The following is a 22,616-nucleotide window of genomic DNA, read 5'->3' on the forward strand; positions in this document are numbered from 1 at the left end:
TCGGGACCTCTCTTCGAAAATTAATCTTGCTGAAAATCCTGGATGTGCAGTACCGGATGCTTGGCCGAACCTGGGGTGGCGAGAAAGCCCTGGAATCGCCAGAGACTTCCCAACGCCTGCCCTGCGAGCCGCTCGGCATTGCTGCCGAAGGCCACGGCCTTCAAGGCCGCCTTCACCTGCCTTCGTTGCCCGGCGTCTTCGACCGTGGACTCGTGTTCGAGCCTGAGATCGAGAGCCGGCAATCCGGCAGGCGTGTAGCGCAAGGATCCGCGTTCGGCGAGGCAGGCAGTCAGCACCAGCTGATTGGCTGCCACCGGTCGCCTCGCATCAACCGTTGTTGTTGGCGGCAGCGTACTCGGCTTGCTGGGCCTTGCGGGCTTCTTCGCGCTCGACGGTCTTCATCATCGAAGAAGGAGCGGTGTCGGCCTTTTTCTTGACCACCGTCAGGTGGCGCAGCACGGCGTCGTTGAACTTGAACGCGTGTTCCAGTTCAGCCATCACGGCCTGGTCGGCTTCGATGTTGACGCACAGGTAGTGGGCCTTGCTCAGCTTGTTGATCTGGTAGGCCAGCTGACGGCGGCCCCAGTCTTCCACGCGGTGGATCTTGCCGCCGCCGGCGGTGATCATGCCCTTGTAGCGCTCCAGCATGGCCGGAACTTGTTCGCTCTGATCCGGATGGATCAGCAAAATGATTTCGTAGTGACGCATGGCACTCCTTTTGGGTTTTCTCGACAGACGAGGCTATCGAGCTATGAAAAGCCACCCGCAGCGTCAAGCGCGGTGTGGCAAGGCGGGGAACCGAGCATTATAGCCGGGTTCCTGCAAATTGGGCGAGAGGATGAGGAAGGCGATCCAGCGGCTCAGGCCTTCAGCGCGCGCTCCAGCTCGGCCGCCATTTCCGAACTGACCGCTGCCCGGATCTTGGGCGCCAGCGCCAGCAGTTCTTCGAAGCTGGTGGCCCCCTCCACCTGCAGGTTCAGCTTGAATCCGCGCAGGCCCAGGCTGGCGGTGAGCCGCGTCGCGACCGGATAGGCTGCCTGGTAGCGCTCCTGTGGCGTACGGCCGGCTTCCGGTGCCGCCGCGCTCGGTGCCATCTGGACTTGGGCGGGCGCTGCCGCAGCCACGCCCGCACCACCATCACCCGGCACGCCGAGCATGCCCAGGCTCAACATCTGCTCGATGTCCTGCTGAGTGACGCCCAAGCCGGCGGCGAGCACGTCGCTCACCGAACGCTTGCCGTCAAAGAGGATGAAGGCCGAGCGCTGGCGCGGACTCAGGCCCAGCGCGCGGTCTCTGAGGGCCAGGTGCCCCGCCTCTGTCTTGACCAAGATCATGTCTGAATCCTCTGCATCGTCTCAAAGTTTGACACCAAAGAAGCGTTTGGTTTCAAACTCCCAAGACCGACGCAGGGATTACGCGGGACAACGTGATCTCTTTCGTCGTGCGATGGCAACAACCAACGCACGACGGCCGTGCTCAGCGCGCCGCCAGCTGCTTCCAGGTTTCGATCACGCTGTCGGGATTGAGCGAGATCGACTCGATCCCTTGCTCCGCCAGCCACAGCGCGAAGTCGGGGTGATCGCTGGGGCCTTGGCCGCAGATGCCGACATAGGCGCCCTTGGCCTTGCAAGCCTTGATGGCGCGCGAAAGCATGGCCTTGACGGCCGGATCGCGTTCGTCGAAGTCCGCAGCCAGCAACTCCAGGCCGGAATCGCGATCCAGGCCAAGCGTGAGCTGGGTCAGGTCGTTCGAGCCGATCGAGAAGCCGTCGAAGTACTCCAGGAACTCGTCGGCCAGGATGGCGTTGCTCGGCACCTCGCACATCATGATGATCTTGAGCTCGTTCTCGCCGCGCTTGAGGCCTTGCGCCGCCAGCAGCTGCGTCACGCGCTCGGCCTGTCCCAGGGTGCGCACGAAAGGCACCATGATCTGCACGTTGGTCAGGCCCATGTCGTTGCGCACGCGCTTGAGCGCCTCGCACTCCATGGCAAACGCCTCGCCGAACTCCTTGCTGATGTAGCGCGCCGCACCGCGGAAGCCCAGCATCGGGTTCTCTTCTTCCGGCTCGTAGCGCGAGCCGCCGATCAGCTTGCGGTATTCGTTGGACTTGAAGTCCGACAGGCGCACGATCACCTTCTTCGGCCAGAAGGCCGCAGCGATGGTCGCCACGCCTTCGGCCACCTTGTCGACATAGAAGGCGCGCGGCGAAGCATGGCCGCGGGCCACCGACTCCACCGCCTTCTTCAGGTCGTTGTCGACATTGGGATAGTCGAGGATGGCCTTCGGGTGCACGCCGATGTTGTTGTTGATGATGAACTCCAGCCGCGCCAGGCCCACGCCATGGTTGGGCAACTGGGCAAAGTCGAAGGCCAGCTGCGGATTGCCGATGTTCATCATGATCTGCAGGTCGATCTCGGGCATCTCGCCGCGCTGGACCTCGGTGACCTCGGTCTCGAGCAGGCCGTCGTAGATGAAGCCGGTATCGCCTTCGGAGCAGCTCACCGTGACCAGCGTGCCTTCCTTCAGCAGCTCGGTCGCGTCGCCGCAGCCGACCACGGCCGGGATGCCCAGCTCGCGCGCGATGATGGCCGCGTGGCAGGTGCGGCCGCCTCGGTTCGTCACGATGGCGCTGGCGCGCTTCATCACCGGTTCCCAGTTCGGGTCGGTCATGTCGGTGACCAGCACGTCGCCGGGCTGCACCTTGTCCATCTCGCTGATGTGATGCACCAGGCGCACCGGGCCGGTGCCGACCTTTTGACCGATCGCCCGGCCCTCGGCCAGCACGCTGCTGCGGCCCTTGAGCTTGTAGCGCTGCTCGGACTTGCCCTGCTGCTGGCTCTTCACCGTTTCCGGGCGCGCCTGCAGGATGTAGATCCGGCCGTCGGTGCCGTCCTTGCCCCATTCGATGTCCATCGGACGGCCGTAGTGCTCTTCGATGACCAGTGCGTACTTGGCAAGCTGCTCGACCTCGGCATCGGTCAGCGAATAGCGATTGCGCTGCTCGGCCGGCACGTCGGTGGTCTTCACCAGCTTGCCGCTGGCGGCCTTCTCGGCCGCACTGGCGAACTCCATCTGAACCAGCTTGGAGCCCAGGTTGCGGCGGATCACCGCGCGCTTGCCAGCCCTCAAGGTCGGCTTGTGCACGTAGAACTCATCCGGATTCACGGCGCCCTGCACCACCGTCTCGCCCAGACCGTAGCTGGAGGTGATGAAGACCACATCCTGGAAGCCGGACTCGGTGTCGATGGTGAACATCACGCCGGCGGCGCCCAAGTCGGAGCGCACCATGCGCTGCACGCCGGCCGACAGCGCCACCACGTCGTGGGCAAAGCCCTTGTGCACGCGGTAGCTGATGGCGCGGTCGTTGTAGAGGGAGGCGAACACTTCCTTCATCTTGTGCAGGATGTCCTCGATGCCCACCACGTTCAGGAAGGTCTCCTGCTGGCCGGCAAAGGAAGCGTCCGGCAGATCTTCGGCCGTGGCGGAGGAACGCACCGCAAAGCTGGCCTGCGGGTTGCCGGCGCTCAGCTTGGTGAAGGCTTCGCTGATGGCCTTTTGCAGGTCGGCCGGAAAGGGCTGAGCCTCCACCATGGCGCGGATCTCGGCGCCAGCGGCCGCCAGCGCGCGCACATCGTCTGTGTTGAGCTTGGCCAGACGGGCGTTGATGCGATCGGCCAGTCCGTCATGCGCCAGGAACGCGCGAAAGGCATGGGCCGTGGTCGCAAAGCCGGTCGGCACCTGCACGCCCTGGGGCAGCTGGGAGATCATTTCGCCGAGGCTGGCGTTCTTGCCGCCGACCGCCTCGACGTCGGTCATCCTCAGGTTCTCAAACGGTACGACCAGGGCGGTCGCGTCGAACAATGCAGACATGGGAAAGCTCCTAAAGTTGAAGGCGGTGTCCCATGCAGGCGGCAGCGCACGATCGTTCTCGTTGCTTTGGGTGCGGTCGCGGCGGGCATGGAGAGAAGAAGACGGGTGGTGCCAGGCGCCCGGGCCAGGCGCTGGAAGTCCTGATAATGGCCGGGATTGTAGGCGCCCCCTGTTTGGGCGCAGCGCAGGACAAGGGCGCCGATTCATGACCAACCGTTCCGTTTTCTTCGTGTCCGACGGCACCGGCATCACCGCCGAGACCTTTGGCAATGCCGTTCTGGCGCAGTTCGAGATCAAGCCGCGGCATGTGCGCCTGCCCTTCACCGATACGGTGGACAAGGCGCACCAGGCCGTGCGGCAGATCAATCACACGGCGGAGATCGAAGGCGTGCGCCCTCTGGTCTTTACCACCCTGGCCAACACGGAAGTGCTCGAGGTCATCGAAAACGGCTGCAAGGGCATGCTCCTGGACATGTTCGGCACCTTCGTGCGCCCGCTCGAGATCGAGCTGGCGATGAAGTCCAACCACCGCATCGGCCGCTTCAGCGACGCCAGCAAGAGCAAGGAATACAACGAGCGCATCGCCGCAATCGACTTCAGCCTGGCGCACGACGACGGCCAGAGCAATCGCGACCTGGAGGGCGCCGACGTGATCCTGGTGGGCGTGAGCCGCAGTGGCAAGACGCCGACTTCGCTCTATCTGGCCATGCAGCACGGCTTGAAGGCAGCCAACTACCCTCTCATTCCGGAAGACTTCGAGCGGCGCCAGTTGCCGCCAGCGCTGATGCCGCATCGCAAGAAGATTTTCGGCCTGACCATCCAGCCCGAGCGGCTGGCCGAGATTCGCAACGAACGGCGGCCCGACTCCCGCTATGCGAGCCTGGAGAACTGCCGGCACGAAGTGTCGGAGGCCGAAGCGATGATGCGGCGCTCGGGCATCCGGTGGCTGTCGACCACGACCAAGTCGATCGAGGAGATCGCCACCACCATCCTGCAGGAGCTGCGCCCCGAGCGCCTCACTTACTGACGACCACCCCGAATCTCCGCGCACTTCGTGTCGCTCCGGATCCCCCTCAAGGGGCAACACCAGCGGCCTGGCAAAGCCAGTTCCGCGGTGTTTCCCGAACCGATTGCGGTCCGCGCAATCTTCAAGCGGGGGCCGAGGTACGGATCAGGTGATCGAAGGCGCCCAGCGCCGCCTTCGCGCCATCGCCGGCGGCGATGATGATCTGCTTGAAGGGCACCGTGGTCGCGTCGCCCGCTGCAAAAACGCCGGGCACCGAGGTCTGGCCGCGCGCGTCCACGATGATCTCGCCGTGCTTGGACAGCTCGACCGCGCCCTTGAGCCAGTCGGTGTTGGGCACCAGGCCGATCTGCACGAAAACGCCCTCCAGCTCGACCTTTTTCTCTTCGCCGTTCGCACGGTCCTTGTAGGCCAGTCCGTTCACCTTCTGGCCGTCGCCGGTCACTTCGGTCGTCTGGGCATTGAGGATGGTGGTCACGTTCGGCAGGCTGTTCAGCTTGCGCTGCAGCACCGCATCGGCACGCAGTTGGGTGTCGAACTCGATCAGGGTCACGTGGCCGACGATGCCCGCCAGGTCGATGGCCGCCTCGACGCCGGAGTTTCCGCCGCCGATCACCGCCACGCGCTTGCCCTTGAACAGCGGGCCGTCGCAGTGCGGGCAGTAGGCCACGCCCTTGTTCTTGTATTCCTGCTCGCCCGGCACGTTGATGTTGCGCCAGCGTGCGCCGGTGGAGATCACCACCGACTTGCTCTTCAATGTGGCGCCGCTCTCCAGATGCACCTCGATCAGGCCGTTGCCGGGCACCAGTGCCTTGGCGCGCTGCAGGTTCATGATGTCGACGTCGTAGTCGCGCACGTGCTCTTCCAGCGCGTGCGCGAACTTCGGCCCTTCGGTTTCCTTGACCGAGATGAAGTTCTCGATGCCCAGGGTGTCCAGCACCTGGCCGCCGAAACGCTCGGAAGCCACGCCGGTGCGGATGCCCTTGCGCGCCGCGTACACGGCAGCCGCAGCGCCGGCCGGGCCGCCGCCGACGATCAGCACGTCAAAGGGGTCCTTGGCGGCGATCTTGGCGGCTTCGCGCAGGGCGCCGCTGGTGTCGATCTTGGCGAGGATTTCTTCCAGCGTCATGCGGCCCTGTCCGAATTCGGTGCCATTGAGGAACACGGTGGGCACGGCCATGACCTGGCGTTCCTTCACTTCTTCCTGGAAGGTACCGCCCTCGATCATGGTGGTGCGGATGCGCGGGTTCTGCACGGCCATCAAGTTGAGCGCCTGCACCACATCCGGGCAGTTGTGGCAGCTCAGCGAGACATAGACCTCGAACTCGAAGTCGCCGTCCAGCGCGCGGATCTGGTCGAGCACCGCCTGCTCGACCTTGGGGGGATAGCCGCCGATCTGCAGCAATGCAAGGATCAGCGACGTGAATTCATGGCCCATCGGCAGGCCGGCAAAGCGCGGACCGTGGTTTTCGCTGGGACGGTTGATTGAAAAAGAGGGCTTGCGATGGCCGTCGTTGCGGCTTTCGCTCAGCTTGACCAGCGGCGACGCCTGCGCGATGTCCTTCAGCAGCGACAACGTGTCCGCCGAGGCCTTGCTGTCGTCGAGCGACGCGACGAGCTCGATCGGCTGCGTGGCGCGTTCGAGGTAGGACTTCAATTGGGCTTTGGTGTCTGCGTCGAGCATGGAGGAATCACTTTCAATGCAAAAAATGGGAACAAAAAAGCCCGGGGCTCGGACAGCGCCCGGGCTTTGTCGAGGAGCAGATGCTTAGATCTTGCCGACCAGGTCGAACGAGGGCTTCAACGTGGCCGAGCCTTCTTCCCACTTGGCGGGGCAGACTTCGCCGGGGTGCGCGGCGACGTACTGGGCTGCGCGGACCTTGCGCAGCAGGTCCTTGGCGTCGCGGCCGATGCCTTCGGCAGTGATTTCCACGGCCTGGATCACGCCTTGCGGATCGACGATGAAGGTGCCGCGGTTGGCAAGGCCCTGGTCTTCACGCAGCACTTCGAAGTTGCGGCTGATTTGCAGCGTCGGGTCGCCGATCATCGGGTACTTGATCTTTGCGATGGTGTCCGAGGTGTCGTGCCAGGCCTTGTGCGTGAAGTGGGTGTCGGTCGAGACCGAGTAGATCTCCACGCCCAGTTCCTTGAATTCGGAGTAGTAGTCGGCCACGTCACCGAGTTCGGTCGGGCAGACAAAGGTGAAATCCGCCGGGTAGAAGAAGAACACCGCCCACTTCCCCTTGACATCGGCATCCGACACTTCGATGAACTTGCCGTCCTTGTAGGCACTGGCTTTGAACGGCTTGATTTCGGTGTTGATCACGGACATTAGGTCTTCCTTTCCTGGTTAATGAAGCTTGCGAGTCGATAGTATAAACAACAATATCAAGCCTTTTGAATAGATCGACGCTATTGAATCAATTGCGCCCGCCTATGTGCGTGACGCGGAACGCGAACGCCTATCAGCCTCACACGCATGCAGACCGGTCACGCATGGGTTTGGCTTGCACACGCCCCTCGCGCCCCGGGACAATGCGTCATTCAATAAGAAAAGGAACAAGCCATGAAGGGCGATCCCAAAGTCATCGAACACCTGCAAGCCCAGCTCAAGAACGAGCTGACGGCCATCAACCAGTACTTCCTGCACTACCGCATGCTCAAGCAGTGGGGCCTGGACAAGCTGGCCAAGAAGGAATACGAAGAATCCATTGGCGAGATGAAGCACGCCGACAAGCTGATGGACCGCATCTTCATGCTCGACGGCCTGCCCAATCTGCAGGACCTGGCCAAGCTGCGCGTCGGCGAGGACGTGCCCGAGATCCTGTCTTGCGACCTGCAAAGCGAGCAAGGCGCGCAAGCCACCATCAAGGACGGCATTGCCTACTGCGAGACGGCGCGCGACTACGTGTCACGCGATCTGCTGCAAGAGATCCTGGACGACACCGAAGAACACATCGATTTTCTGGAAACCCAGATCGAGCTGATCGACAAGGTCGGCCTGCAGAACTACCAGCAGTCGCTGATGGGCGAGATTTCCTGACAGGGGTCTTCGGCATGAGAACGAGCGGGGCTGATGCCCCGCTTTTTTTTGCCTGCATCGAGGCAGCGTTGTGGTGCGACACTCGGACTGCTCTCATTTCTTACTTGAAAGCGGGACGACGATGATGCTGCATGTGCCCGGCGTGCTGAGCGCCGCCGAGGTGCGCGAACTGCGCCATGCGCTGGATGCCGCCGACTGGGTCGACGGCAGCGAGACTGCCGGCCAGCAAGGCGCCCCGGTCAAGCACAACCGCCAGCTGCCTGAGCATTCGCGGGTGGGGCGCGAACTTGGCAAGAGCGTCCTGGCCGCGCTTTTGAGGAACCCGCTCTTCTTCTCGGCCGCGCTTCCACTGCGCTTCGTGCCGCCCCTCTTCAACCGCTACGAAGGCGGCGAGCACTACGGCCTGCACGTGGACGGCGCGGTGCGCTCGCTGCCGGTCTCGGGCGAGCGGCTGCGCACCGACCTGTCGTGCACGCTGTTCCTGTGCCAGCCCGAGGACTATGAAGGCGGCGAACTGGAGGTGGTCGACACCTACGGCACCCACGAAGTCAAGCTGCCTGCCGGCGACCTGATCCTCTACCCTTCGAGCAGCCTGCACCGCGTCCACCCGGTGACGCGCGGTGCGCGCGTGTGCTCCTTCTTCTGGGTGCAGAGCATGGTGCGCGACGAGGCGCGCCGGCGAACGCTGTTCGAACTCGACCAGGCCATCGTCAAGCTGCGCGCGCGCTTGGGCGAAGCGGAGGAAACGGTGGCCCTGACCGGTCACTATCACAACCTGTTACGGATGTGGAGCGAGATATGACGCTGTTGGGGTGATAGTTATTGCAAATGCGAGGAATTCGTATTTATAATGACTTCACTTCATCATCAACAGCCAGCCAGTCCTCGCTCTCTCGCCATGATCGTCTGTGTATGCCGTCGAGTTTCTGACCGCGAAATCGCGCGCCATGCGCGTGCCGGAATGAGCTTTGACGAAGTCCAGCTCGAACTCGGCGTGGCCACCCAGTGCGGCCAGTGCGAGGGATGCGCGCGTGACGTCGTTGCCCAGTGCAACGCGTCGCATCCGGTCGCCGCCTTGCATTGCGACGCCGGTCAGGTCGCCATCCAGCTTGCCACTTCCATCTCGGAAAGCAGGGCATGGCACTCGTCGCAGTCGGTTGCAGCTTGATCCTGGTCCTCGGATCGGCTTGGTGGATCCTTCATAAATAGCGGCCCCGCATGGGTTGCGGGCGGGCACTTGTGTGGCCGCCATCTGTCATATGGTTCACAGTGTCTGAGCGCTTTCAATCGACGTCACCCGGGATCTCCCGCAACGCCCTGATCGCCAGCGGCGTGGTGCTGTTTCATGTGGCGGTGCTATGGGCCATGCACAGCGGCTTGCTGCGGCGCGCCGCCGAAGTGGTGGTGCCCGTGGAAATCCTGGCCGAGTTCATCGATCCGCCCAAACCGGTCGAGCCTCCCCCTCCCCCACCGCCGCCCGCGCCCAAGCGCGAAGTGGTGAAGACCCCGCCTCCTCGGCCGATGGCCATCCGCGATCCCAAGCCTGCGCCCAGCGCACCGGTTGGCGTGGTGGAGCCGCAGCCGCCGGCACCGCCCGTTGCTGCGCCGCCCGCACCACCGGCCCCCGCGCCAGCGCCGCCCGCGCCACCGGCCGTGCAGTTGCCCAGCACCGATGCCGACTACGCGCAAAGCTGCAAGCCGATCTATCCGTCGATGAGCAAGCGCCTGGGCGAACAGGGGCGCGTCGTGGTCAAGGTGGTGGTCGGCGCCGATGGCTCGCCCAAGCAGGTCGACATCAAGAGATCGAGCGGCTTCGACCGCCTGGACGAGGCCGCGCGCGAAGCCATGCTGCGCTGCCGCTTCGTACCCGGCAAGGTCAATGGCGCGGCGCAGTCGATGGCCTACGACGCGCCGGTCAACTTCGTCCTGAACAACAACTGAAACTTTCGCTGGAGTAGCTTCGTATGGAATCCCAATTCGGTCTGATGCACCTGTGGATGCAGGGCGACCTGGTCACCAAGGCAGTGGCGCTGCTGCTGGTCGGCATGTCGCTGGCGTCCTGGATCGTCATCCTGATCAAGGCCCTGGACATCATCAAGTACAAGCGCCAGGCACGCCGCTCCTCCGACTTCTGGCACAGCGAGGACTTCGCCACCGCCCTCGAGAAACTGGGCAAGGGCGACGGCAACCCCTTCCGCGCGCTGGCGCTGGAAGGCCGCGAAGCCACGGCGCACCACCGCAACACCAAGGCGCACCTGCACGACACGCTGGACGTGAGCGACTGGGTCACGCGCTCGCTGCGCAACGGCATTGACGAATTCACCGCGCGCCTGCAAAGCGGCCTGGCGGTGCTGGCCTCGGTGGGATCCACCGCCCCCTTCATCGGCCTGTTCGGTACGGTGTGGGGCATCTATCACGCGCTGATGAGCATCGGCAGCGCTGGCCAGGCCACCATCGACAAGGTGGCGGGCCCGATCGGCGAAGCACTGGTGATGACGGCATTGGGCCTGGCAGTCGCCATCCCGGCCGTGCTCGGCTACAACGCGCTGGTGCGCGGCAACAAGTTCGTGCTGACCAAGCTCAACAGCTTTGCCCACGACCTGCACGCCTACTTCGTCACCGGCGCCCGCGTTCAGGCCGGCGGCGGCAGCGACGCCACCGTGGTCCCGCTCAAGAAGGTCTGATCGCCATGGCTTTCGGTACCCAAGACGACACCGATGACGTGATGAACGAGATCAACATGACGCCGCTGGTCGACGTCATGCTGGTGCTGCTCATCATCTTCATCATCACCGTGCCGGTGATGAAGCATGCGGTCAACATCGACCTGCCGCGCGCCAGCAGCGAGCGCGAGTTGACCAAGCCGGAAAATATCCAGTTCAGCGTGGCGGCCGACGGCAGCTACTACTGGAACGAACAGAAGATCGCCGACGGCGATCTGCCGAGCCGCATGGCCGCCGAGGCCGCCAAGGAGCCGCAGCCCGAACTGCATATCCGCGGCGACAAGGAAGTGCGCTACGAGCGCGTCGCGCAAGCCATGTCGGCAGCGCGTGAGGCCGGCCTGCGCAAGATCGGCTTCATCACCGAGCCCAAGCCACAGTGAGCGAATGGATGGTTCGCAATTTCGCTATCAAATCGATTGACTTTTGAATGCGAACCATTATCATTTAGCCTTCGACACCGCCAAAGTTCGCTTGTCCTATGCAAACCACCATGCACTCCTTCAACGCCACCCCCCGCCCGATGCCCGCTGCTTCTGGCGCGCGCGTCAATGAGCAAGGCGAACGGCCGGCGGCACTCGTCGAAAGCACCGACCTGCTGCAGGGCCACAAGACGGTGGGCATCCTGCACAACGGTTCGCTCTATCGCCTGCAAGCCACCAAACTCGGCAAGCTGATCCTCACCAAGTAGCGGTCAGCCACCCCCAGGCACAAGTTGCAAGTTTCATCGTGGGGCGACTTGAGGAGAGCATTCTCCAAGGGTCGTTTTTTGCTAGCCAACGGTTTACCTACAGCCAAGCTTTTTTTAACTACGCTGAAGCATCAAGAAAGAAAAAAGCCGCCGCCCTCACGGGTCGGCGGCTTTGTTCTTTTTTCAGGCGTTGCTCAGAGGCCGATGGCCGCGATACCCGCGCGCGCGATCTGCGCGTCTTCGTTCGACTTGACGCCGCTCACGCCAACGGCGCCGATCACCTGGCCATCCTTGACGATCGGCACGCCGCCTTCCAGCAGCCCCTGCACGGCGGGCACCGTCAGGAAGGCGCTGCGGCCGCCGTTGATGATGTCTTCATAGCCCTTGCTTTCACGCCGGCCCATGGCCGCGGTGTGCGCCTTGGCCGGGGCAATGTGCGAGGACAACGCGGCTGCGCCGTCCAGGCGCTGCAACCACAGCAGATTGCCGCCGTCATCGGTGATGGCGATGGTTACGGCCCAGTTGTTCTTGAGCGCCTCGGCTTCGGCAGCGGCGGCGATGGCCTTGACGTCGGCGAGTTCGAGATAGTGCTTGGTCTTCATGAATGTGGCTGCAAATCGGGATAAACCGCAAAGCATAACGCCCCGACTGCGCAGAGCCCCTACAAACTGTAGGAACAGCGCAGAGTGCATATTCGTAGGGCGACCCTTGCAGCCGCCTAGAATCGTCCCCATCTGCCGATACGGCAGCTTACAAGGAGATCTGTTCCATGAACGACCGCGTCACTACCCTCGACACTTCGCACGGCTACGGGCTCGGCCTGGACCAGGCGCAGCGTCAGCGCGTCCTGCGCAACACCTATTGGCTGCTGGCACTGAGCCTCATCCCGACGGTGCTGGGAGCCTGGCTGGGCGTTTCCACCGGCATCACCCGTTCACTGAGCGGAGGCCTGGGCCTGATCGTCTTCCTGGGCGGCGCCTTCGGCTTCATCTTCGCCATCGAGAAGACCAAGAACTCGGGCGCCGGCGTGCCGGTGCTGCTGGGCTTCACCTTCTTCATGGGCCTGATGCTGTCGCGCATGATCGCCATGGTGCTGGGCTTCAAGAACGGCTCCGAACTGGTGATGACGGCCTTCGGCGGCACCGCCGGCGTGTTCCTGGTGATGGCCTCGCTGGCGACCGTGATCAAGCGCGATCTCTCCGGCATGGGCAAGTGGCTCTTCGTGGGCGCACTGGTGCTGATGGTCGGCGCGATCATCAACGTGTTCGTCGGCTCCACGGCCGGCATGGCGGCGATTTCGGTGGCGGCCATCGGCATCTTCTCGGCCTACATGCTGTATGACCTGAAGCAGATCATCGACGGCGGCGAGACCAACTACATCAGCGCCACTTTGGCCCTGTACCTGGACCTGTTCAACGTGTTCCAGAGCCTGCTGGCCCTGTTGGGCATCTTCGGCGGCGAACGCGACTGATCGCGCCTGCTGAAGCAACGAGAAAGGGCCCCGCGGGGCCCTTTTTCTTTGCGTGCTCAGTCTGCCAAATCGAAGACAGCCATCGACTCGACGTGCGCCGTATGCGGGAACATGTTGATCACCCCCGCATGCATGCAGCGGTAGCCCGCCTGGTGCACCAGCAAGCCCGCGTCGCGCGCCAAGGTCGCCGGGTTGCAGCTCACGTAGACGATGCGCTTGGGCGGCGCCCACCCGCCCGGCGCAGGCGCTTCTTCCGGATGCTCCAGGCGCTGCTGATGCAGGTCGGCCAGGGCCTTGGCCAGCGCAAAGGCACCTTCGCGCGGCGGGTCGACCAGCCAGCGCTGCGCGTAGCCGTCGCGCACCAGCATCTCGGGCGTCATCTCGAACAGGTTGCGCGCAACGAATGCGGTCGGGCACAGGCTGCGGCCGTCGACCGCCGCCGCCCGGTTCGCCTGGTAGTTGTCGGTGGCGCGACCGACCAGCGCGTCGCTGCCCTCGATGCCCAGCACCTCCGCTGCCTGCGTCGCCAGCGGCAAGGTGAAGTTGCCCAGGCCGCAGAACCAGTCGATGACGCGCTCGCCCTTTTGCACGTCGAGCAGGCGCAGGGCACGCGTGACCAGCACACGGTTGATGTGCGGATTGACCTGGGTGAAGTCGGTCGGCTTGAAGGGCATGCTGATGCCGAAATCGGGCAGCTCGTAGCGCAGCTGCGGGCTGTCCTCGTCAAGCAGTCGGACCGTCTCCGGGCCCTTGGATTGCAGCCACCACTGCACGCCTTCATGCACCTGCGCAAAAGCCCGCAGGCGCGCGATGTCGGCGTCGGACAACGGCTCCAGGTGGCGCAGCACCAGGGCGATGACGCCCAGCTGCGCCCCGCCCGGCGCATCGCCGCAAGCCAGTTCGATCTGCGGACAAGTCTCGCGCGCGTCCATCGAGCCAATCAGCTCGCGCAGGGGCACCAGCATGGCGCTGACCGCTTCCGGTAGCACCGGGCAGACCGTCATGTCGGCGATGTAGCGGCTCTTGCGCTCGTGAAAGCCGATCAGCACCACGCCCTTCTTCACCACATGGCGCACTGACAATCGGGCGCGGTAGCGGTAGTGCCATGCCGGCCCTTCCAGCGGACGCAGCAGGTTCTCCGGCTTGACCTTGCCCAGGTGCCACAGCTGGTCCTCCAGCGCGCGCTGCTTCACCGCCACCTGCGCCGCAGCGTCCAGGTGCTGCATCTTGCAGCCGCCGCAAGCGCCCGCGTGCAGGCCGAAATGGGGACAACCGGGCCGCACGCGCTGTGAAGACTCGCGCCGCGTGGCGCTCAGCACGCCTTGCTCCCAGTTGTTCTTGGTGCGCAGCAGCTTGAACTGCACTTCCTCGAAGGGCAGCGCGCCTTCGATGAACACCACTTTGCCATCTGTCTTGCGGGCGACGCCCTGTGCGTCCAGGTCCAGCGATTCGACCTGCAGCCATTCGCCCTCATCATGGGGGAGCGCACTCTTTTTCTGTATGGAATCCGTCATGCCTGAATTGTCTCAGGCCGCCAACCGGCCAGGGCCTGTTCACCCTAGAACAAGGCGTCGCGCCCCACGCCCGAGCGTGCCAGCTGCCGCCGCATCTTGGCCAGCGCTTCGTTCTGGATCTGGCGCACGCGCTCGCGCGTGAGGCCCAGCCGCACACTGAGAACCTCCAGCGTTTCGGGCTCGCGGTCGTGCAGGCCGTAGCGGCCCTCGAGCACCTCGCGCTCACGCTCGCTGAGCGCCTGCACCCATTGGTTGAGCAGCCGCTCGACCTCGTGGGCCTGGGTCACGCCCGAAGGGTCCGCGCCCTCATCTTCCGAAGCCACGGTATCGGCCAAGGTGAAGCTGCCGTCGCCGTGGTCACCGCCAGCGTCCAGCGAGCGCGGCGTTTCGGCCAGCGCCAGCAGGTCGGCCACCTCGTGCGTGTCTCGACCCAGCAGCGCGGCCACGTCTTCCACGCGCACGCCGTCAGGGCGTGTCTCGATGAAATGCGGATCGGCCTCCAGGGTCCGACGCGCGCGCAACACCTGCTGCAGCTCGCGCACCACATGCACCGGCAGCCGGATCGCGCGGCTTTGCATCATGGCCGCGCGCTCCACCGATTGCCGGATCCACCAGGTCGCGTAGGTCGAGAAGCGAAAGCCGCGCTCCGGCTCGAACTTGGTGATGGCGTGCATGAGCCCGAGGTTGCCTTCCTCGATCAGGTCGATGAGCGGTACGCCGCGGCCCAGGTAGCCCTTGGCAATGTTCACCACCAGGCGCAGGTTGTGCTCGATCATCGACTGCCTCGCGGCGAAGTCCCCGGCCCGCGCCGCGCAGGCACAACGGTATTCCTCGTCGGGCGTGAACAGCTGGGTGCGCCGGACCTCGCGCAAATAGTGCGTCAGCGAGTCGCCGCCTTCGCCGGCGGGTCCGCCGAACAGCTCCGTCGGGGAGATTTCAGATGCGCCGTCGTGCAGTTCTTGCGCTGGCCCGGCGCCGTTGATCGCGCTGTCAGCCTGCGCTGATGTCTTCGGCTCGGCGCCTTCGCGCCGCGCTGCGCGGCCCCGCCCCGCTGCCCCGCGCGCAAGCAGCGTGCGACGGGGTTGCGGGCTTGCCATGGCATTACCGTGTGGGGAGGTAGCGCGCCGGATCGACCGGCTTGCCCTGGCGGCGAATCTCGAAATGGAGCTTCACCCGGTCGGCGTCGCTGCTGCCCATCTCGGCGATCTTCTGGCCCTTTTGCACCGACTGGTCTTCCTTTACCAGCAGCGCCTGGTTGTGCGCATAGGCGGTGAGGAAGGTGTTGTTGTGCTTGAGGATGATCAGGTTGCCGTAGCCGCGCAAGCCGGCACCGGCGTAGACCACGCGGCCATCGGCTGCGGCAAGCACCGAGTCGCCGGCACGGCCGCTGATGTCCAGGCCCTTGTTCTTCACCTCGTCGAAACCGGCGATCAGCTGGCCTTGGGCCGGCCAGATCCAGCCCAGGTCGTCATCGCCGGAGGCCGCCACCGGCGGTGTCGGCTTGGCCGGTGCCGTCGCAGCAGCCGCGGCAGCCGCGGCGGCCGACGAAGGGGCTGCCGTTGCCACCGCGGTTCCTGCAGCCGCACCCGCTGCGGCGCTGGTTCCTGCAGCGGGGGCCGAAGCACCAGCCGTCGACGGCGCGCCGGCCACAACCGGCGCGACCGCGGGCGAAGTAGCACCCACAGGCGGGATCACGCGCAGCACCTGGCCGACTTCGATCAGGTTGGCGTTCTCGAGGTTGTTCCACTTGACAATGTCGCGCCAGCTCTGCCCGGTCTCCAGGCCGATGCGCATGATCGTGTCGCCCGGCCGCACGGCGTAGTAGCCAGGCTTGCCGTAATTCTCGATGCCCGGCAGCGGCTTGCCCGAAGCATCGGTGGTGACCGGCGGAACCGGCATACCTGGCGCCGCGGCCGCGGCGCCCGACGTGCGGCTCGCGCTGCCGCGATCTTCGACAGGTGCGGGTGTGCGGGGCGTGGTGCAGCCTGCAAATACGAGCGCCATTGCCAACCAAGTGCCGGCAATTGAAGCTCGACGACCATAACCCTGCATGCATTCCTCCTTCAAGCAATCCCGGATTTTAGGGGGACAAAGTGAACCGCCTCAAGAACGCGCCTGTGCACGCCGGCATTGCTGCGGTCGATCACCACCAGCGCCTGCCCGCCATCGGCAGAGCGGGAGGGCGCCACGATGCGCCCGCCGATGGCCAGTTGCGAGATCCAGGCTTCGGGCACGGCCTCGCCGCCCGCGGCCGCAATGATGCCCGCATAGGGCGCACCCTTGGGATAGCCGAGCATGCCATCGCCCAACAGCAGGTGCACCGTGGCCAGCCTGAAGTGGCGCAGGTTGGATCGGGCTCGTTCGTTCAGGCCGCGCAAGCGTTCGATGCTGTAGACCTCGCTCGCCACATGGCTCAGCACTGCAGCCTGGTAGCCGCAGCCGGTGCCGATCTCGAGCACCCGGCCCAGACGACCATCGGGCTTGCCGGCCAGCGCCGGCGCGGCCAGCAACAGCTCGATCATGCGCGCCACCACGCTGGGCTTGGAAATCGTCTGGCCCAGACCGATCGGCAGGCTGGTGTCTTCATAAGCCTGATTGACGAGGGCGCTATCGACGAAACGATGCCGTTCGACGATCGACATGGCACGCAGCACGCGCGCGTCGGCGATGCCCTGGGCAGCGAGCTTGTGCACCATGCGGGCACGCACCGCATCCGACGCCATCGACGGCGTGCTCGGCACCGCAGCTGCGGCTTGCGAGGCCGCGCGCGCGGGCGTCGCCTTGTTCATCACGGCGCCAGCCGGCTTGGCACGGCCACCGAAGGCCGTCGTCGTCGGCGCCGCCGGCGCAAGCCGGGCGGGAAAGGCGGGGCGTTGCTTCACGCGGCCGCCTACACCGACGCAGCGAGACGGGTCACCGCCTCGCGCCACGTGCCCAGGTGGGCGTGATCGGTCAGGTCGATCTGCAAGGGTGTCAGCGCCACATGGCCCGCAGCGGTGGCATGAAAGTCGGTGCCCTCGCCGCTGTCCTTGGCGCCGCCGGCGCCGGCAATCCAGTACATCGTTTCGCCGCGCGGACTGGTTTGCGTGATGACGCGTTCGACCGCATGGCGCCGGCCCAGGCGGCATACCTTGATTGGCTTGAGCTGCTCGAGCGGCAGATTGGGAATGTTGACGTTGAGCAGCCAGGGCTCGCCTTGCAGCATGCGCTCGCGCTCGATCTGCTGCACCAGGCGCTTGGCCACCTGAGCCGCCGCGTCGATGTTGGCCCAGCCCTTCTCGATCTGCGAGAAGGCGATCGCCGGCACGCCGAACAGGTAGGCCTCCATCGCCGCACCCACGGTGCCCGAATAGATGGTGTCGTCGCCCATGTTGGCGCCGTTGTTGATACCGGAGACCACCAGGTCCGGCCGGTACTCGAGCAGGCCCTTGAGCGCGATGTGCACGCAATCGGCCGGCGTGCCGGTCACGTAGCGAAAGCCGTTGTGCGCGTTGTGCACGTACAAGGGCGCCGCCAGCGTGAGCGCGTTCGACTTGGCGCTGTTGTTGTGCTCGGGTGCGATGACTTCGACGTTGGCAATGTCCTTCAGGGCCGCGTGCAACGCGACGATGCCGGGTGCCTGGTAGCCGTCGTCGTTGGAAATGAGAATTTTCATGATGTCGAATCGGTGCGTCATTCTAGGATGCGCCCGGTCACCCCTGAGACATTGATGCGCTTGAACCGGCCCGTATCATGGCCGCCCGAATTAGGAGACCTTCCATGCACGCATGGCTTTGCGAAAACCCGACCGGCGTCGATGCGCTGAGCTGGAAAGAACTGCCCACGCCGCAGCCCGGCCCGGGCCAGGTGCTGATTGAAATCAAGGCGGCCAGCCTGAATTTCCCCGATCTGCTGATCGTGCAGAACAAGTATCAAATCAAGCCGCCGCTGCCATTTGTTCCCGGCTCCGAATATGCGGGCGTGGTGCAGGCGGTGGGCGAAGGCGTGACGCACTTGAAGGTGGGCCAAAACGTGGCCTGCCTTTCGGGCACCGGTGGATTTGCAACCCATACCTTGGCACCCGCAGTGATGTGCATGCCGCTGCCGGATGGTTTTGGCCATGTGGACGCTGCCGCCTTCATCATGATTTACGCCACTTCGTGGCACGCATTGATGGACCGTGCACAACTCAAGGCCGGAGAAACCGTGCTGGTACTGGGCGCGGCCGGCGGCGTCGGCACCGCGGCCATTCAAATTGCAAAAGCCGCCGGCGCCAAGGTGATTGCAGCGGCATCGACCGACGAGAAATGCCAGTTGTGCAAATCGATTGGCGCCGATCTCACCATCAACTACAGCACGCACGGCTTGCCCAACGACTTCAGGGAAGCCATCAAGCAGGCCACCGACGGCAAGGGCCCGGACGTCATTTACGATCCCGTAGGTGGTGATTTTGCCGAGCCTGCATTTCGCTCCATCGGCTGGCGCGGCCGCTACCTGGTCGTGGGCTTCGCGTCGGGCCCGATCCCCGCGCTGCCGCTCAATCTGCCCCTGCTCAAGGGCGCCGCGCTGGTCGGCGTGTTCTGGGGCGATTTCGCCAAGCGCGAACCCAAGGCCAATGCCCAAATGATGGCGCAATTGGCGGCCTGGTACGGCCAGGGCAAGATCAAGCCGGTGATCGACCGCACCATGCCCATGGCCCAATTGAAGGAGGCCTACGCCCATATGGGCTCGCGCGGCGTGATGGGCAAACTGGTGATGGTGAACTGAGCCCGCCACGCTCCATTCGCGCCGCTCGCTGGCAAGAAAAAAGCCCGCACCAGCGGGCTTTTGCATTTTGGGGAGGCGGGACCCAAGCTTTACTTGATCTCGAATTCCGAAAGCGACTTGCCGGCCGCCAGTGCCTCGGTCACCCAGCGCGGCTTGCGGCCGCGGCCGCCCGACCAGGTTTCGCCCGTTGGGCCGCGATATTTGGCGGCGCCGCGGGTAGCGGCGGTTGCAGCCGCGCGACGCCCGGGACCCCGGACGGTCAGTTTGAGATCGGAGGCGCTAATGCCATATTCGGCGATCTTCTTGCGGATCTCCTCGATCACGCCGGCGCGTTCCTGATTGCGAAGCGTCTCGGCCTGCTGGCGCAATTGTGCAATCTGCTCGTCGTGCTTTTTGATCTGGGAATTGATATCGGCAAGGGTGGTCATTCCGGATTCCTCGAATTGAAAACACAAAAATTCTAATTCAAGGCCGCCGCAAAAAACAATGGACACCGTTGGCCCGGGCAAAAAAGAGTGCCGGTGGGGCCGAACGGCGCTTCGACTGAATGCGGCTTGCATTGGCGCGACCGCGCAATAGGCGCGGGACCTAAACGCTTCGGAACGATTCGTCTGGCCGTCTTTTGATGACATCGGCCATCAATTGCTCGTAAAGACCCGCCAATTGCAACAACGCCGCGTCGCCGCCCGGCCTGCCGATGAGTTGCAGACCCATTGGCAGGCGCCCCTGCCAATCGAACGCGGCCGGCACGCTGATGGCCGGCAAACCGGCAAAGGCCGCGTAGAGCGTGACCTCCATCCAACGGTGGTAGGTGTCCATCTGGCGCCCGGCGATCTGCTGCGGCCAGCGCAGTTGCAGATCGAAGGGCAAGACCTGGGCTGCCGGCAGCATCAGGGCGTCGAAGCGCTCCAGCAGGCCCACCAGTTGTGCATGAAAGGCGCTGCGCTGCACGCTGGCCTGCATGAACTCGGCAAAACCCAGGCTTGCCGCGCTGTCGTCCTCCCACAGCGCCTCGGGCTTGATCTTCTCGCGCGCACCGGGCAGCGCCAGCGCGGCCGCCACCCCGGAGGCCACCAGCGCCCTGCGCCAGACCAGCCAGGCTCGCCACACCGCCTCCGGATCGGAGCCGGGCATCCTGCCGCTGCGCGAAGAGGCCCTGGGCGTGCTGGCCGGCGCCGGCCTGCACGTTGAGCCGCTGGCGCCCGGATTCGATCGCGTTGAAGTGCGGATTGAGTTGGTGGATGCGCGCCAGATAGGCCTGCATCACTTCGCGGCAGGACAGCTCGCGGGCGTGGATCGCGCGCGACTGCGCATCGGCATCAAGATCGGTGAGGTCGCCCATGCCGCCCATGCCGCCCATGTTTAAACGGGACCTTAAACGGGATCCCACAAAGCAAAACAGGCACCGCAAGGTGCCTGTTTCTTTATGACTTGGGGTGGCTGATGGGACTCGAACCCACGACGACCAGAATCACAATCTGGGACTCTACCAGCTGAGCTACAGCCACCATTTAGAGAAGCTCGCTATTCTATCCTGAAAATTTGCGAGGGCCGGATCAGCGCGCCGCCGGCAAGGTATCGGCCGGCCGCGGCACCAGGATCTCGGCCTTGTAGCGGGCCTTGAGCAGGTTGTAGTAGGCCTGGTCTTCCGCCGACGAGATCGCCTGCGTGATCTGGGAAGCTTCGCGCTGCGCCACCTCGGCGCTCGGCGTCTCGCGCGGCACGGACTTGTTGACGCGCAGCACCGCATAGCCCTGCGCGCCCAGGTCGACGCCGGCGAAGACCGGCAGCTTGGCGCCGTCGGCACGCAGTGCCGCATCCACGAGCTGGGGCGGCTGGCCTTGTGCGTCCATGCGCGACAGCACCACCGGCGCGCCCAGGCTGGCGCCCTTGGCGTCGGCCTGCCAGGCGGCCAGCTTGGCCTCGCCTTCCTTGCGCGCCAGCTCGGCGGCGCGGGCATTCACCAGGTGCGCACGCACCTGCTCCTTCACCTCGGCAAAAGGCAAGGTGCGTGCCGGCGAATACTGCGTCACCCGCCCGGCTGCCAACTGGTTGGGACCCACTTCGATCGATTCGGTGTTGTTCTTGCGTTCCAGCGAATCGGGCGCGAACAAGGCATTGAGGAAATTGCGGTTGGCCAGCGCGCCGGCGGCACCGGCCGCGGGCTGGCGCCCCACCTTGGTTGCGGTCTGGAGGGTCAACTTCAGCTTGTCCGCAGCCGGCTGCAGGCTGTCGGCCTGCTGGTAAACCGCGTCGCTGAAGGTCTCGGCCGCCTTGGCAAATTCGGTCGTCGCCTGCTGGGTACGCATGTCCGCTTCGATGGTCGCGCGCACCTTCTCGAAGGGCGGCACCACGCCGGGCTTGATGTCGTCCAGCTTGATGATGTGATAGCCGAACTCGGTCTCGACCAGCTTGGGCGTGATCTCACCCTTCTTGAGTGCGAACATGGCGTCCTCGAAAGGCTTGACCATGGCACCACGGGTCACGAAGTCCAGGTCGCCACCCCGCTCGGCCGAGCCGGGGTCTTGCGAATTCTTGCGCGCCACCTCGGCAAAGGTGTTGGGCGCTGCCAGCACCTGCGCCAGCAATTCTTCCGCCTTGGCCTTGGCCTTCTCTTTTTCTTCAGGCTTGGCAGTGGCCGGCGCGTTGATGAGGATGTGGCTGGCACGGCGCTCTTCGGGGGTGCCGAAGCGCGCGCTGTTCTGCTCGTAGTAGGTCTTCAGGTCTGCCTCATTGACCGCAATGCCCTTCTTGACCGTATCGATGTCGAGCACCACGTACTGGACGCTGGCCTCTTCGGGCGCCTGGTACTGCGCCACGTGTTCCTTGTAGTAGGCCTCCAGGTCGGCGTCGCTCACGTTGACCTTGGACGTGAAGTCCTCGGGCTTGAAGCGGACCAGCTGCACCTCGCGGCGATCGTAGAAGGCGCCCAGCGTGGCATCGGCCTGCGCTTTGGAAGCAAAGGCGCCGGCATGTACGCCGAGCAGCACCTGCTGCGTGGCCATCTCGGCGCGCACGGCCGCTTCGTATTGCTCCGGCGTCTGGCCGGTGGCGCGCATGAACAGCTCGCGATCGAAGGTGCCGTCGGGCTTTCGGAAGGTGGCCAGGCCCGGCTCCTGCGCGAAGTAGCGCGCAAGGCGCTCTTCCGGCACGGCCAGGTGCGACTTGGACGCCTCTGCCGCCAGCACGCGCTCGCGCACCATGCGCTCCAGCGTGGCGTAGCGTGCGTTGTCGGAATCGAGCAGTGCCGCATCGATGTTGGGCATCTGCTGGCGGATGCGGTCGACCTCGCTGCGATGGCGCGCATCCCATTCGGGCCGCGTGATGTCGCGTCCGTCGATCCGTGCGACCTTCTCGCCCTGTCCGCTGCCATCCGTGAAACGCTCGACGCCGAACAGCACGAACGAAGGGATGATCAGCAAGAACAAGAGCACCATCATGATCTTGTTGTACTTGCGGAAGAAATCAAACATTAGGCTTCTCTCTGGTGGCGGTTTGCCGTGGGCTCTCTGCTGCACAACAAAAAAGGCGAACAAC

The 22,616-nt window shown here is 64.6% G+C and carries 26 protein-coding genes and 1 tRNA gene; 11 read left to right on the plus strand and 16 right to left on the minus strand.

From position 1 onward, the window contains the following. Window positions 1–20 precede the first annotated feature (20 nt). The 4 genes from priB to ppsA form a co-directional block, all read right to left on the minus strand. Complete coding sequence (priB, locus tag ACIPRI_RS00215; protein WP_446587273.1) at window positions 21–314, minus strand: primosomal replication protein N; 294 nt, start codon at window positions 312–314, stop codon at window positions 21–23. A 13-nt stretch (window positions 315–327) separates the two neighbouring features. Next, a complete protein-coding gene (gene rpsF, locus ACIPRI_RS00220; protein ID WP_446587276.1) occupies window positions 328–708 on the minus strand; it encodes a 30S ribosomal protein S6 in 381 nt (126 codons plus the stop codon). A 152-nt stretch (window positions 709–860) separates the two neighbouring features. After that, window positions 861–1,334, minus strand: coding sequence for a hypothetical protein (locus tag ACIPRI_RS00225; protein WP_446587278.1), 474 nt, complete (start codon window positions 1,332–1,334; stop codon window positions 861–863). Between the two features lie 142 nt (window positions 1,335–1,476). Further along, window positions 1,477–3,870, minus strand: coding sequence for a phosphoenolpyruvate synthase (gene ppsA / locus ACIPRI_RS00230; protein ID WP_446587280.1), 2,394 nt, complete (start codon window positions 3,868–3,870; stop codon window positions 1,477–1,479). A gap of 205 nt (window positions 3,871–4,075) precedes the next feature. Between ppsA and ppsR the strand changes: the two genes are divergently transcribed. Then, a complete protein-coding gene (ppsR, locus tag ACIPRI_RS00235) occupies window positions 4,076–4,897 on the plus strand; it encodes a posphoenolpyruvate synthetase regulatory kinase/phosphorylase PpsR (protein ID WP_446587282.1) in 822 nt (273 codons plus the stop codon). 121 nt (window positions 4,898–5,018) lie between these two features. Here ppsR and ahpF read toward each other — a convergent pair whose 3' ends face one another. Together ahpF and ahpC are read right to left on the minus strand one after the other, a co-directional pair. Then, a complete protein-coding gene (gene ahpF, locus ACIPRI_RS00240; RefSeq protein ID WP_446587284.1) occupies window positions 5,019–6,578 on the minus strand; it encodes an alkyl hydroperoxide reductase subunit F in 1,560 nt (519 codons plus the stop codon). Window positions 6,579–6,662: 84 nt separating this feature from the next. Next, window positions 6,663–7,226 (minus strand): alkyl hydroperoxide reductase subunit C, encoded by a 564-nt coding sequence (ahpC, locus tag ACIPRI_RS00245; RefSeq protein ID WP_446587286.1) that lies wholly within the window; start codon window positions 7,224–7,226, stop codon window positions 6,663–6,665. 234 nt (window positions 7,227–7,460) lie between these two features. Here ahpC and bfr point away from each other — a divergent pair, with 234 nt between their 5' ends. The 7 genes from bfr (at window position 7,461) to hemP (ending at window position 11,348) form a co-directional block, all read left to right on the plus strand. After that, the gene (bfr, locus tag ACIPRI_RS00250) at window positions 7,461–7,937 is read left to right on the plus strand and encodes a bacterioferritin (protein WP_446587288.1); all 477 of its coding nucleotides are present in this window, start codon (window positions 7,461–7,463) and stop codon (window positions 7,935–7,937) included. Window positions 7,938–8,058: 121 nt separating this feature from the next. Next, complete coding sequence (locus tag ACIPRI_RS00255; RefSeq protein WP_446587290.1) at window positions 8,059–8,739, plus strand: Fe2+-dependent dioxygenase; 681 nt, start codon at window positions 8,059–8,061, stop codon at window positions 8,737–8,739. A 96-nt stretch (window positions 8,740–8,835) separates the two neighbouring features. Continuing rightward, window positions 8,836–9,105: a (2Fe-2S)-binding protein gene (locus tag ACIPRI_RS00260; RefSeq protein WP_446587292.1), complete on the plus strand. Its 270-nt coding sequence runs from the start codon at window positions 8,836–8,838 to the stop codon at window positions 9,103–9,105. 101 nt (window positions 9,106–9,206) lie between these two features. Next, window positions 9,207–9,878, plus strand: a complete 672-nt coding sequence (locus ACIPRI_RS00265; RefSeq protein WP_446587294.1) for an energy transducer TonB — start codon at window positions 9,207–9,209, stop codon at window positions 9,876–9,878. Window positions 9,879–9,901: 23 nt separating this feature from the next. Then, window positions 9,902–10,621 carry a MotA/TolQ/ExbB proton channel family protein gene (locus ACIPRI_RS00270; protein ID WP_446587296.1) on the plus strand — a complete coding sequence of 240 codons (720 nt, stop codon included), beginning with the start codon at window positions 9,902–9,904 and terminating at the stop codon, window positions 10,619–10,621. Window positions 10,622–10,626: 5 nt separating this feature from the next. Further along, window positions 10,627–11,040 (plus strand): ExbD/TolR family protein, encoded by a 414-nt coding sequence (locus ACIPRI_RS00275; protein WP_446587298.1) that lies wholly within the window; start codon window positions 10,627–10,629, stop codon window positions 11,038–11,040. Between the two features lie 140 nt (window positions 11,041–11,180). Further along, window positions 11,181–11,348: a hemin uptake protein HemP gene (hemP, locus tag ACIPRI_RS00280; protein ID WP_446587300.1), complete on the plus strand. Its 168-nt coding sequence runs from the start codon at window positions 11,181–11,183 to the stop codon at window positions 11,346–11,348. Between the two features lie 194 nt (window positions 11,349–11,542). Here hemP and ACIPRI_RS00285 read toward each other — a convergent pair whose 3' ends face one another. Continuing rightward, complete coding sequence (locus tag ACIPRI_RS00285) at window positions 11,543–11,950, minus strand: GlcG/HbpS family heme-binding protein (protein WP_446587302.1); 408 nt, start codon at window positions 11,948–11,950, stop codon at window positions 11,543–11,545. Window positions 11,951–12,117: 167 nt separating this feature from the next. On the opposite strand from ACIPRI_RS00285, the gene ACIPRI_RS00290 reads away from it, so the two are divergent. Next, the gene (locus ACIPRI_RS00290) at window positions 12,118–12,819 is read left to right on the plus strand and encodes a Bax inhibitor-1/YccA family protein (RefSeq protein WP_446587304.1); all 702 of its coding nucleotides are present in this window, start codon (window positions 12,118–12,120) and stop codon (window positions 12,817–12,819) included. 56 nt (window positions 12,820–12,875) lie between these two features. Here ACIPRI_RS00290 and rlmD read toward each other — a convergent pair whose 3' ends face one another. The 5 genes from rlmD to surE are packed head-to-tail and all read right to left on the minus strand — an operon-like array spanning window position 12,876 to window position 17,988. After that, entirely contained in the window at window positions 12,876–14,333 is a 1,458-nt protein-coding gene (gene rlmD, locus ACIPRI_RS00295; protein WP_446587306.1) for a 23S rRNA (uracil(1939)-C(5))-methyltransferase RlmD, read from the minus strand. A 44-nt stretch (window positions 14,334–14,377) separates the two neighbouring features. After that, window positions 14,378–15,430, minus strand: a complete 1,053-nt coding sequence (locus ACIPRI_RS00300) for a sigma-70 family RNA polymerase sigma factor (RefSeq protein ID WP_446587308.1) — start codon at window positions 15,428–15,430, stop codon at window positions 14,378–14,380. A 4-nt stretch (window positions 15,431–15,434) separates the two neighbouring features. After that, window positions 15,435–16,385 (minus strand): peptidoglycan DD-metalloendopeptidase family protein, encoded by a 951-nt coding sequence (locus tag ACIPRI_RS00305; RefSeq protein ID WP_446587310.1) that lies wholly within the window; start codon window positions 16,383–16,385, stop codon window positions 15,435–15,437. 11 nt (window positions 16,386–16,396) lie between these two features. Beyond that, on the minus strand, window positions 16,397–17,215 hold the full coding sequence (locus tag ACIPRI_RS00310) for a protein-L-isoaspartate(D-aspartate) O-methyltransferase (RefSeq protein ID WP_446587312.1): 819 nt from the start codon (window positions 17,213–17,215) through the stop codon (window positions 16,397–16,399). An 8-nt stretch (window positions 17,216–17,223) separates the two neighbouring features. Further along, complete coding sequence (gene surE, locus ACIPRI_RS00315) at window positions 17,224–17,988, minus strand: 5'/3'-nucleotidase SurE (RefSeq protein WP_446587314.1); 765 nt, start codon at window positions 17,986–17,988, stop codon at window positions 17,224–17,226. A 104-nt stretch (window positions 17,989–18,092) separates the two neighbouring features. Between surE and ACIPRI_RS00320 the strand changes: the two genes are divergently transcribed. Continuing rightward, complete coding sequence (locus tag ACIPRI_RS00320; protein WP_446587317.1) at window positions 18,093–19,079, plus strand: NADPH:quinone oxidoreductase family protein; 987 nt, start codon at window positions 18,093–18,095, stop codon at window positions 19,077–19,079. 89 nt (window positions 19,080–19,168) lie between these two features. Here ACIPRI_RS00320 and ACIPRI_RS00325 read toward each other — a convergent pair whose 3' ends face one another. Both ACIPRI_RS00325 and ACIPRI_RS00330 read right to left on the minus strand, forming a co-directional pair. Next, the gene (locus ACIPRI_RS00325) at window positions 19,169–19,507 is read right to left on the minus strand and encodes an H-NS histone family protein (RefSeq protein ID WP_446587319.1); all 339 of its coding nucleotides are present in this window, start codon (window positions 19,505–19,507) and stop codon (window positions 19,169–19,171) included. A gap of 160 nt (window positions 19,508–19,667) precedes the next feature. Then, window positions 19,668–20,213, minus strand: a complete 546-nt coding sequence (locus ACIPRI_RS00330; protein WP_446587321.1) for an amidase family protein — start codon at window positions 20,211–20,213, stop codon at window positions 19,668–19,670. Window positions 20,214–20,241: 28 nt separating this feature from the next. On the opposite strand from ACIPRI_RS00330, the gene ACIPRI_RS00335 reads away from it, so the two are divergent. Further along, complete coding sequence (locus ACIPRI_RS00335; protein ID WP_446587323.1) at window positions 20,242–20,445, plus strand: hypothetical protein; 204 nt, start codon at window positions 20,242–20,244, stop codon at window positions 20,443–20,445. Window positions 20,446–20,511: 66 nt separating this feature from the next. On the opposite strand, the gene ACIPRI_RS00340 is transcribed toward ACIPRI_RS00335, so the two are convergent. Continuing rightward, window positions 20,512–20,587: transfer RNA gene (locus ACIPRI_RS00340), tRNA-His, on the minus strand. A gap of 48 nt (window positions 20,588–20,635) precedes the next feature. Continuing rightward, window positions 20,636–22,552, minus strand: a complete 1,917-nt coding sequence (locus tag ACIPRI_RS00345) for a SurA N-terminal domain-containing protein (RefSeq protein WP_446587325.1) — start codon at window positions 22,550–22,552, stop codon at window positions 20,636–20,638. Window positions 22,553–22,616: the final 64 nt, after the last annotated feature.

The organism is Variovorax sp. LARHSF232 (genome assembly GCF_052871435.1).